14 protein-coding genes are annotated in these 10,849 nt (G+C 57.6%); 13 read left to right on the top strand and 1 reads right to left on the bottom strand.

Annotation, left to right across the window (positions count from 1 at the left end):
* Positions 1-842, top strand: an 842-nt coding sequence (locus ABIZ35_RS22965) for a hypothetical protein (RefSeq protein WP_348222263.1), incomplete at its 5' end; no start/stop codon positions are given.
* Positions 842-1,519 (top strand): hypothetical protein, encoded by a 678-nt coding sequence (locus ABIZ35_RS22960; protein ID WP_348222262.1) that lies wholly within the window; start codon positions 842-844, stop codon positions 1,517-1,519. The genes ABIZ35_RS22965 and ABIZ35_RS22960, both read left to right, overlap by 1 nt.
* A gap of 15 nt (positions 1,520-1,534) precedes the next feature.
* Here the strand turns inward: ABIZ35_RS22960 and ABIZ35_RS22955 are convergent, their stop codons facing one another.
* Positions 1,535-1,933, bottom strand: a complete 399-nt coding sequence (locus ABIZ35_RS22955) for a hypothetical protein (protein ID WP_348222261.1) — start codon at positions 1,931-1,933, stop codon at positions 1,535-1,537.
* Positions 1,934-2,250: 317 nt separating this feature from the next.
* Here ABIZ35_RS22955 and ffh point away from each other — a divergent pair, with 317 nt between their 5' ends.
* The 11 genes from ffh to ABIZ35_RS22900 all read left to right on the top strand — a co-directional run.
* Positions 2,251-3,666 (top strand): signal recognition particle protein, encoded by a 1,416-nt coding sequence (gene ffh / locus ABIZ35_RS22950; protein ID WP_348222260.1) that lies wholly within the window; start codon positions 2,251-2,253, stop codon positions 3,664-3,666.
* A 64-nt stretch (positions 3,667-3,730) separates the two neighbouring features.
* Positions 3,731-4,009: a 30S ribosomal protein S16 gene (gene rpsP, locus ABIZ35_RS22945; protein ID WP_348222259.1), complete on the top strand. Its 279-nt coding sequence runs from the start codon at positions 3,731-3,733 to the stop codon at positions 4,007-4,009.
* A gap of 91 nt (positions 4,010-4,100) precedes the next feature.
* On the top strand, positions 4,101-4,331 hold the full coding sequence (locus tag ABIZ35_RS22940) for a KH domain-containing protein (RefSeq protein WP_119321915.1): 231 nt from the start codon (positions 4,101-4,103) through the stop codon (positions 4,329-4,331).
* Between the two features lie 121 nt (positions 4,332-4,452).
* Positions 4,453-5,013: a ribosome maturation factor RimM gene (gene rimM / locus ABIZ35_RS22935; protein ID WP_348222258.1), complete on the top strand. Its 561-nt coding sequence runs from the start codon at positions 4,453-4,455 to the stop codon at positions 5,011-5,013.
* A gap of 6 nt (positions 5,014-5,019) precedes the next feature.
* Positions 5,020-5,784, top strand: coding sequence for a tRNA (guanosine(37)-N1)-methyltransferase TrmD (gene trmD, locus ABIZ35_RS22930; protein ID WP_348222257.1), 765 nt, complete (start codon positions 5,020-5,022; stop codon positions 5,782-5,784).
* A gap of 3 nt (positions 5,785-5,787) precedes the next feature.
* Positions 5,788-6,138, top strand: coding sequence for a 50S ribosomal protein L19 (gene rplS, locus ABIZ35_RS22925; RefSeq protein ID WP_348222256.1), 351 nt, complete (start codon positions 5,788-5,790; stop codon positions 6,136-6,138).
* 91 nt (positions 6,139-6,229) lie between these two features.
* Positions 6,230-7,243, top strand: a complete 1,014-nt coding sequence (gene lepB / locus ABIZ35_RS22920) for a signal peptidase I (protein ID WP_348222255.1) — start codon at positions 6,230-6,232, stop codon at positions 7,241-7,243.
* A 4-nt stretch (positions 7,244-7,247) separates the two neighbouring features.
* Positions 7,248-7,901, top strand: coding sequence for a ribonuclease HII (locus ABIZ35_RS22915; protein WP_348222254.1), 654 nt, complete (start codon positions 7,248-7,250; stop codon positions 7,899-7,901).
* Positions 7,885-8,280, top strand: a complete 396-nt coding sequence (locus ABIZ35_RS22910; RefSeq protein WP_348222253.1) for a YraN family protein — start codon at positions 7,885-7,887, stop codon at positions 8,278-8,280. Before ABIZ35_RS22915 ends, ABIZ35_RS22910 begins: the two co-directional genes overlap by 17 nt.
* Positions 8,281-8,324: 44 nt before the next feature.
* Entirely contained in the window at positions 8,325-9,644 is a 1,320-nt protein-coding gene (aroA, locus tag ABIZ35_RS22905) for a 3-phosphoshikimate 1-carboxyvinyltransferase (RefSeq protein ID WP_348222252.1), read from the top strand.
* A gap of 71 nt (positions 9,645-9,715) precedes the next feature.
* Positions 9,716-10,849 (top strand): hypothetical protein (locus tag ABIZ35_RS22900; protein ID WP_348222251.1); only part of this gene is annotated, 1,134 nt, incomplete at its 3' end.

Below are 10,849 nucleotides of genomic sequence, written 5' to 3'. Positions count from 1 at the left end.
GGCATAAACTGCAGAATATCGATCGGCGGGTCATCTATGCGCTGCTGCTGCTGAGCATCATCATCCCGCTGTTCATTCCCAAACTCACCATTCCAGGCGTCCCAAGTCAGCAATCGAAGGATTTCTACAGTACGGTTGAAACAATCTCCAAGACCGACCCGGATAAGATCGTGATCATTTCGGGCATGTGGTCTTCGGGAACGCGCGGCGAGAACAAGTGGCAGACCCAGGCGATCATCACACACTTGATGATGCGCCGCGTTCACTTCGCGATCCTTTCGTTCGACGCCCAGAACAACGACCTCACGCAGCAGATCGCCGAAAAGGTCGCACGCAAGTACAACTACAAGTACGGAGAAGACTATATCAATTGGGGATTCCGTCCCAGTTCCGTCTTTGTGCCGACGCTCAAAGGAATCGTTTCTAATATCCCGGGCACCATCAAGAAGGACTGGCACGGTCAGCCGCTTGAGACATTCCCCGTCATGAAGGGGATCAAGACGGTCAAGGATGTGAAAGCCATCATCGATATCACTCCTGTCTCGAGCGTGGGAACATGGATCGGTCTCGTGCAGGGCGTCAATAATACTCCCCTGCTGTACGCCCCTACCGCCGTTATGGCTCCGGAATCTTATCCTTACCTGGATTCGCATCAGATCTCCGGTCTGCTGACCGGCGTGAAGGGTGCGGGCGATTATGAGGAACTGACGGGAGTGAAGGCGTTCGCGACACGCGGCGCCGGCGCGCTGTCGCTGGTGTATGCGCTGATCATCTTCTTGGTCATTATCGGGAACATCGGCTATCAGCAAGGCCGCGCCCATGCACGGAGGATGGAAGAGTAATGTCCTCGACGCTTCAGCATATTTTCAGTCCCATCGTGCTTTTCGGAGCGCTCTGTACGATTGCAATTCTCTCTTTGGTCTTCAAAGAGAACAAGTTCTACCGCTTGTTTGAGCACATCTTCTTGGGATTGGCGCTTGGGTACGAAGTGCAGCAGACCTGGACCCGTGTCTTAAAGCCGCAATTCTGGGATCCGATGATGGTCGACGGGCAATGGGCGTGGATCATGACCGTCCCCGTCGGCTTGATGTTCTATGGCATTTACACCCAGCGCTTCGCCTGGATGAGCCGCTTGCTCTTCGGTATCTTCTTCGGTTTGGCCGCAGGCACGGTATTTCAGGATTTCTGCCAGGGCTTCATGCCGCAGGTGTCCAAGTCGTTCAAGCCGCTCGTTCCGCCGCATCCTGCGGCGGGCGTTGCTCACTCCACGCTGCACGATGTTTCGTTCGTGCTAAACAACGCCCTGTTCATGGTGATCCTGGTGTCGGTGGTGGTGTACTTCTTCTTTGCGTTCGAGCAAAAAAATAAGGCTGTCCAGGGGACAGCCCGCTTTGGCCGATTCGTTCTGATGTTTGCCTTTGGCGGCATCTTCGGTTCAACGATCATGACACGCATGGCGCTGCTAATCGACCGAATGTATTTCCTATTCGTCGAGTGGCTGCGGCTCGCGCCGCCATAGAGACTTACTTTAAGCTCAGACGCCGAGCTCATTGGGCGGAAAGTGCTGCGCTTTGAGCTTGGCTTCGCGCAGCGCCGCGCGGTCATCCCGCTCCGCCATGATACGCCGCCACCAGCCGCTGATGCGCGCGGTGAGGGCCTGCGTCGAACGCCGCTGGGAGACGACGCCGAAGTCTCCCAGCGGCGCGTGGCGGTTCATGCCAATGTGCTGGGGCTCCACGCGCTCGAACTGGTCGTAAAGACGCTCCCAGGCGAGATGGATCATCGCCGGATCGTTGTCGAAAGCGCCGCGCCATCCACAAGTAAAGCAGTCGCTGTTTTTCATGTGGTTCAGCGCGCCGCACAGACAGCAGAGTTTGACATCCTTTTCCGTCACCTGCGGGCTGGAACCGCCCGTATTCCAAAGCATGCTCATCGTTCGACCTCTCTAAGAAGAGAACGCGCCCTACTTCGGGCAGGTTCCACATGATCTTTCTATACCCGGATTGAGTCCAAAAGTACCGGAACATACGGGTTGCCTACAAAAAAAATTATCGTCCGCTCGTCCGATTCTCTCTAGGGCTATTTTCAAGGATTTTTCTCTTTTTTTCGTTCTTTCTCCTGCTTCCGCTCGTTTCCGTCTCGCAGAACAACCGTTTCAGATGGTAAATACTTGTCTTGACACAGCGTCAGATTTTCAAGTATACTGTTGCGAGTTTCTTCCGCCCAGTCGACCTTCCGAAGCTCGCTCTCATGTTTGAAAGTCTGACAGATAAATTACAGGGCGTTTTCAAACGTCTCCGCGGCAAATCATCGCTCAGCGAGCAAGACGTAAGCGACGCTATGCGGGAAGTGCGTCTCGTTCTTCTGGAAGCGGACGTCAACTTCAAGGTCGTGAAGGATTTCACGGCGCGCGTCCGGGAACGGGCCGTAGGCGAGCAGATCCTGGAAGGACTGAACGCCCCGCAGCAAGTCGTCAAAATCGTCAGTGAAGAGCTTACGGCGCTGCTCGGTGGTGAGCAAGCGCCTTTGACGTTCTCACATCAATCGCCAACAGTGATCATGTTGTGCGGATTGCAGGGAGCCGGTAAGACGACGCACGCAGGCAAGCTGGCCCATATGCTGCGCAAGCAGGGACGCAATCCCCTACTAGCGGCAGGCGACATTTATCGGCCCGCTGCGATCAAGCAGCTGGAAGTCGTCGGCGAGCAGGTCAAAACACCCGTCTTCACGATGGGGGACCAAGTGGATCCCGCGCAGATCGCGAAGGCCGCCGTCGATTGGGCGCAGCGCCATGGCAACGATGTCGTGATCGTCGACACCGCCGGACGTCTGCAAATCGACGAAGCTCTGATGGATGAGCTGAAGCGCGTCAAGGCGACGGTTCGGCCCCATGAGATTTTGCTCGTCGTGGACGCCATGACGGGCCAGGAAGCCGTCAACGTCGCGAAGGGTTTTAATGACGCGCTGGAGATCGACGGCGTCATCCTGACGAAGCTCGACGGTGATGCTCGCGGCGGCGCCGCCCTCTCCGTCAAAACCGTTGTCGGTAAGCCTATTAAGTTCGTCGGCGTCGGCGAGAAGATGGACGCGCTCGAAATCTTCTATCCGGATCGCATGGTTTCGCGCATTCTAGGAATGGGTGATGTCATGACACTGATCGAGCGCGCGGAAGCCGCGATCGATCAGCAAAAGGCTGCGGAGTTCGAAAAGAAGCTGCGCGCCAACAAATTTGATTTCGAGGACTACCTCGAGCAGATGCAGCAGATGCGCAAACTGGGGCCGCTGGATCAGATCCTAGGAATGATCCCGGGACTGAGCGGCGCCATCAAACCGCAGGGCATGGAGATGAACGAAAAACATCTCGGCCAAGTGGAGGCGATCATTCGCTCCATGACGTCTCACGAACGGCGTGAGCCCAGTTTGATCAATGGAAGCCGGCGGCGGCGTATTGCGGCGGGCAGCGGAACATCGATTCAAGATGTGAACCGATTGCTCACGCAGTTCGAGCAGATGAAGAAGCTCATGCGCGGCCTGACGGGAAAAGATCTCGGCGCAATGCCCGGGATGCCGGGAATGCCCGGTCAGGCCGGCAAGCATGCCGGCAGTAACAAAAAGAGCAAGCGAAAGTCCAATTCGCCCTTTAAATTTCCGTTTGGACGCCGTTAGCTCCGTTATGGAGCGAGCGTCGGCCAAAAAGAATAAGAATCTGACGAAAGGAGAATAATCATCTATGGCGGTAAAGATTCGGCTTCGCAGAATGGGCGCGAAGAAGCGGCCCTTTTATCGAGTGGTAGTTGCGGATAGCCGCGCAGCTCGTGACGGCCGGTTCATCGAGACCCTTGGCTACTTCAACCCGTGCGTCGAGCCTTCCGAAGTGAAGATCGACGGGGAGCGCGCGGTTTATTGGCTCAAGTGCGGCGCTCAGCCCACCGATACGGCGCAGGCTCTGCTCAAAAAGCAAGGCGTGTACGAGCTGATCTCGGGCGCGGCGACAGCGGCGGCGGAGTAAAGGGGCGATTGTCTCTCACTCTCCTCACCGTCATTGTTGATCGAGATGCGCGACCTCGAGACGGTGTTGGCGCGCCAGGAGTTAACAGTAAGTGAAATCAATGATCGAGTACCTCGTCAAAGAGCTAGTCGACGAGCCGGATCAGGTCGTCATTAACGAGTTACCTGGCGAGGAGTCGACGACGTACGAAGTACGCGTCGCTCCCGGCGATCTTGGCAAGGTTATCGGCAAGCAGGGCCGGATCGCGAATGCGCTCCGCACCGTGGCAAAGGCCGTTGCGATGAAAGACAAGAAAAAAGTCTACGTCGAGATCATTGCTTAGACAGCTCCCGACGGCGCATGCCCGCTCCGGTTTCGGCCGGGCGGGCATTTCCCGTGTTTACTGGGATATCCCACGCCCGTATTGTTACGGGTGTTTTCCAATTTGAATTGAAACGATATTTATGACGATCGATCAGACTGAGAATACGGCGACGGCCGAAGATTTTTCCGTGATGGCGGCGCAGATCGCCGGCGCACACGGAGTGAGCGGCAACCTGCGGCTTCGGCTGATCGGGGCCAATCCCGAGGTGACCGCGCGCACGTTTCAGGCCGGTCAGATTGTTCTGCTGCGCAAGGAAGGCGACGGGGACGGACGCCAGCTGACGGTGCAGTCGGTGCGCAAGCAGTCCCAGCCTAAGGGCGCATGGATCGCGCGCTTCAAAGAAGTGAACGACCGCAACGAAGCCGAAGCGCTCTTTGGACATGCGATCTACATCCGTGAGACCGAGCGCCCCAGCCTGCCCGAAGGCGAGTTCTATGTCGATCAGCTGATCGGCCTGAAGATCGTCACCGACGCCGGACGCGATCTCGGCCGTCTGAACGACGTATTGAACACGCCGGCGAATGACGTTTATGTTACCGACAAAAACGCGCTGATTCCAGCGGTGTCCGAGTTCGTGCTGAGCGTGGACGTTCCCGGCGGCCTCATCACCGTGCGCGACGTTCCCGGCCTCTTGGATTAAGACGTCTTGAAGATCGATGTCATTACGATTTTCCCGGAGATGATCCGGTCGGGGCTTTCGCACAGTATAATAAAACGGGCTCAGGAAGCCGGTCGTGTTGAGCTGGCCGCGCACGACCCGCGCGATCACACCACGGATCGCCACCGCAGCACCGACGACACGCCTTACGGCGGCGGCGCGGGCATGGTGATGCGCCCTGGACCGATCTTCGCAGCCGTGGAGAGCCTGGAGCCGCCGTCGGACGCCCGGATCGTCATGCTGACCCCGCAGGGAAAAACACTGACACAGGCGATGGCGCATGAGTTCGCGCAGTCGTCGCACTTGATCTTGTTGTGCGGCCACTACGAAGGCTTTGACGAACGAGTGCGCGAGCACCTGGCGACCGATGAGATCTCCATCGGCGATTATGTTTTGACCGGCGGTGAGCTGCCGGCCCTGGTGCTGATCGACGCCGTGGTGCGCCTTCTTCCCGGAGTTCTGGGGAGCGAAGAGTCGGCTGCGGGCGATACATTCAGCGATGGCCTGCTCGAATATCCGCAATATACGCGTCCCCCCGATTTTCGGGGGTGGACGATCCCAGAAGTTCTGCTCTCCGGCAACCATGCCGCGATCGCCAACTGGCGACGCAAGGAGCAGTTCCGCCGCACGCAAGCGCGTCGGCCCGACCTCTGGTCGGCATTCCAGCCGTCCAAGTCAGACCTGAAACTGATCAAACAGCTTTCAGAGGAAATTCCTTCCCCGTCTGCGGGGGAGAGTTCTGAGGAGAACTAGACAATGCATCCATTGATCCAAGAGATTGAGAACGCTCAGAAAAAAGAGTCCGTTCCGCAGTTCGGCCCCGGAGACACCGTTCGCGTCCACGTGAAGGTTGTCGAGGGCGGCAAAGAGCGCACCCAGATTTTCGAAGGCGTCGTGATCGGCAACAAGGAAGGCTCCTCGCGCGCCTCGTTCCTGGTGCGCAAGATCAGCAACGGCTTCGGCGTCGAGCGCTCGTTCCTGCTGCATTCGCCGCGCGTCGAGAAGATCGAAGTCACTCGCCGCGGTCTGGTTCGTCGCGCCAAGCTTTACTACCTGCGTGGTAAGGTCGGCAAGGCGGCCCGCATCAAGGAGAAGCGAACCTTCTAGCTCGGATCGAAAGCCGCCGGCGCCGTCGGCGGCTTTCTTTCGTTTTTGGAGCGCTGGCGCTCCGACCCCATTTTTCACGGAAAGTCCCGCATTGCCGACATCGAATATCACCGAGACGCTGGCGAATCTCAGCATTGTCTGGATCCTGGTTTTGATTACAGGCGCGACAGTTTTGCGGCTCGTCCTCGTCCGCAGCGCAAGCGCCCTTGCCCGCTCCGCCGCCGAGTTTCTTGAGTCCGGCGTCATTGCCATCGCCCTCGTCTTCCTGATCCTTCGCCCATTCATCGTTCAGGCCTATTTCATCCCATCCCCCTCCATGGAGCCGACCCTGCTGGGCGAAAATGGCTCCGGCGATCGTATTCTCGTCAACAAGCTTGATTACCGCCTGCGGTCGCCGCAGCGCGACAACGTCGTGGTCTTCATTCCGCCGGCCGCCGCAACCGAAGGCTCCCCCAACGAACCGTCTGGAGCGCCGATCAATTACATCAAACGATTGATTGGACTGCCGGGTGATGTCCTGCAGACGACGGCGGGGAGGGTGTACATCAACGGTATGCCTTACACGCATACGAACATCCGCGATAAATTTGCGCTAGTGGGCTTGTTCGGCGAGGAGATGAAGGAGCGCGTGCAGCTTGAGCCGCAGTACGATACGCAGGCGGACTACCATGTCCGGTTTCGGCCGGACGCCGTGCTGATCAATGGCGTCCCCGTATCGAAGTCACGCATCGGCGAAATCGTGACGGGATTCCCCGGCGCCTCCGTACGAATCGAGCCTGGGGTGACGCGCCGCAACGGCATCCGTATCGACGAGCCGTTCACCGCCGAAGACCCAGATTACGATCTACAGATCTCGGATGGAAAATCGCTCAAGCGCGACGGTCAGAACTGCCGCTTGGACGGAGACGATATTTCGCCGGAAAAGTATGACCTCCTGAGCGCCTCTCCCCCGGGCCGCGTTCCTCCCAGACATTTCTTTATGATGGGCGACAACCGAAACGACAGCAAAGACAGCACCGAATGGGGACCGCTGGAAGCCAATCGTGTGGTTGGCAAAGCACAATTCATCTTCTGGCCGCTTCGTCGGATGCGCGCGATCCAATAAAATTATGAGCAAAGAAACCATCGATCTTTGGAGCTTTGAATTGGCGGCACGCGAGGCAGGACACGCCATCGTCGCCGGCGTGGATGAGGTGGGACGCGGTCCGCTCGCCGGCCCCGTAGTCGCCGCCTGCGTGATTCTGCCGGAGACCTTCTCCACCGACGGCATCGATGATTCCAAGAAGCTGACCGAGAAACGCCGCGAAAAAGCGTACGATCGGATTTTGGCGGAAGCACTCGCCGTGGGCGTCGGCATCGTGCCGCGCGAGATGATCGATCAGATCAACATCCTGCACGCCACGCACCTGGCGATGAACAAGGCGGTCCGCAATCTGCCTCAGGAATGGGCGCCCGACATCGTACTCATTGATGGGCTTCCGGTGCATGGAATTCCCTGCGCGGTTCAAAAAGCCATTGTCGGCGGCGACGGCCTCAGTGTCAGCATCGCGGCCGCCTCCATTTTGGCGAAAGTCACCCGAGACCGTATGATGGTGGCTTACGACAAAAAGTATCCGGAGTATGGCTTCGCCAAGCATAAGGGATATGGATCGGCGGTCCATATGGCGGCCCTGCGCGAGCACGGCCCCTGCCCTATCCATCGACGTTCGTTCGCTCCCGTGGCCGCTGCGCCCAGATCAATCCGCTATGGGGATCAATCGTAAAACGATCGGCGCCGACGGCGAGGCGGACACAATCGCCTTTCTCGAAGCGCACGGATATCGGATGGTGGACACCAACGTGCGCCCCTTCCACGACATGCGCCGGGGCGAGATTGACCTGATCGGCTGGCATGGCGAGTATCTCGTCTTCATTGAAGTCAAAACCCGCCGCGCCCGGCGCGATGCTGCACAAATCACCCCGTCCGAAGCTGTAAACGCCCCCAAGCGCCGCCAATTACTGGCGCTCGCCGAAGCTTATCTCTCCCTCCATCAACTCAACGATATTCCCTGCCGCTTCGACGTCGTGGAAGTCATTCGACTGCGCAACGGCTCCGCACGGATCACGATCATTCCCAATGCCTTTACAGGAGATGACGCTTAGATTGGGACATTGCCCAAACGCTGACAAAAGTGCTAAAATCAGCCATGCCGTCTTTTGAATATCCCGAAAAACTACCCTTAACGCCCGTGTCTGGTCCCGTGGACGCCGCTGTCCGTCTGCCTGGCTCCAAGAGCATTACCAATCGCGCGCTGCTGCTCGCCGCCCTCGCCGACGGTCCAAGCATCCTGCGCGATCCGCTGCAATCCGACGATACGCTCTATATGTTCGAAGCGCTGCGCAGCCTCGGCGTCGATGTCACGCTGACCGACGCTGGCGATTTTGAAGTCACTGGAGTTGGCGGAGCATTCACCGCGCCGAAGAAGTCCCCGATATTTATCGGCAACTCCGGAACGACGGTGCGCTTTCTGACAGCGGCGGCGTGTCTTGCGCCCGCCGGCTCCGATGTCGTGCTGGACGGCGTCGCCCGCATGCGCGAGCGCCCGATCCGCGATCTGCTTGGCGCCTTGATCACGTTGGGTGTGGATGCGGAGAGCACACACAGCAATGGCTGCCCCCCCGTCCGCGTGCGCGGCGGCGGCCTGCCTGGCGGCAAATGCCTGCTGCGTGGCGACGTCAGCAGCCAATTTCTTACCGCGCTGCTTCAAGTGGCGCCTTACGCCCAGAAGGATGTCGAGATCGAGATCGTCGGTGATTTGATTTCCAAACCCTATGTCGATATGACGCAGAATGTCATGCATGCTTTCGGCGTCGAGATGGTCAACGATAACTACCGGACCCTCACGGTGAGCGCTGGACAGCGTTACCAGGGACGCGAATACGACGTGGAGGCCGACGCGTCCAACGCCACCTACTTCCTCGCGGCGGCGGCGGTGACAGGCGGCAATGTCGTCCTCGAGAATCTCGGCGCCGGCTCGATCCAGGGCGACGCGAAGTTCGCGCGTGTTCTGGAGAAGATGGGCTGCAACGTCGATTTTGGGGCTCAAATCGCGCTTCGCGGCCCCAAGACGCTCAAAGCGATTGACGTCAACCTCGAAGCCATTCCCGACACCGCCCAAACTCTCGCCGTGATTGCCGCCTTTGCCGACGGCCCCAGCACGATCCGCGGCCTCTCCAGTCTCCGTGTCAAAGAAACCGACCGTGTCGCCGCCATTACCAACGAGCTGACGAAGCTCGGCGTCCGTGTCGAAGAAGGCCGCGACTACTGGATCATCACCCCACCCTTGGACGGCAAGTACAACGCCGCCGAGATTAAGACCTACGACGATCACCGCATGGCCATGTCCTTCGCCGTCGCCGGCCTGCGCCTCCCCAGCGTTACGATCCTCGATCCCGGCTGCGTTGCGAAGACCTTCCCCGACTTCTGGGAGCGCTGGGATAGATTCTTCTACGCAGCAAAACAATAGCAAGCAGTTCGGAACTATAAGATTAGAATTATAAGATCGAGAACTCAGGCGCAGCAATTTCGGAGGCACAGATGAGTAAAAACAAATGTTCTAGCGCTCTAATGCTGATCCTAACGCTCGCGCTCGTGTCGGATCTCGTCGCCGCAGGCGCCACTCATAACAGTAGTTCGACAGCTTGGAATCTGACGCAATGGATGAGTTGGCGAGATGACCAGATTGCCCATATTCTTGAACCGACTTTTACGGACGCGTCCGGTGTGAAAATCATCAAGCAGAAAGACGTTATTTCGCGTAGTCAAGATGCGTACCTTACTATTCAAGAATGCCTTCAGGCGGACCCGAACTATTTTAACGATGACGCCAATCGTTCACACGCCCTCGGGAACTTCGTCAGGTTTGTCACGGCCCAGCATTGGATGGGCGTTATTGGCGTAGTGGACGCCGCTGCTAAAAACACCCACGCACTCGGCATGCCTGTCACCGATGTTGACTATTTTCGCATCGCCGAGCCTTATGTCAGGTTCCCTGATCTCTTAAAAAGTCAAGACTTCCTCATAAAAATGGCAAATCCGGCAACATACCGTGATGCGCTGGCCATGATCGAGCAGCACAACAAAACACTCCCGGATAACCAAAAATGGAAAGCCTTTTTCTTTAAGGCGCAGTTCATTACCACTGTGGATACCGCAAAGACATACGGACGATTGCTGGTCGTCGCGCCAAATCAGGCAATGGGAGCATCTGGGGTCGCTGATCAGTGGATTGTCTTCGGCGTGGCCACGCCTGATGCGCCCGCCAATGTTGAGATGAAGAGCGTATCCATATTCACTGTTTATCGTCGCGCGTCTGATGTCAATCAGACGGAGACGTATTTCAGCGACTTCATGCGCATGAAAGACGCGACGTCGGATCAATATTCCATTGTTTCTAACTTCACGTTACCGAACAACCCAAGTCACAACTGCTATAGCTGTCATAAGTCGAGTGTATTGCCAATTCACCCTGCCTGTGAATACGATTTTGATACGAGCGGTAAATTAGTTCCAAAAACCACGGGTGTCGGCTTGGCTTCAGCGGATGTGAATGGCCGCATCTCGAGATATGGTCAACCCAACTTTAGTCCGCAGGATACCGGCGCTTACGGTCCTGGTCTTGGACCAGAAACGAATCCGGGGCGCTCAGACGAGTTTCTCAAGGCCGCCACT

The sequence above is a fragment of the Capsulimonas sp. genome (genome assembly GCF_039929585.1).
Lineage (GTDB): Bacteria > Armatimonadota > Armatimonadia > Armatimonadales > Capsulimonadaceae > Capsulimonas.
Note: the sequence above shows the minus strand (reverse complement) of the source record. Positions and strands in the feature narration are given on the sequence as shown.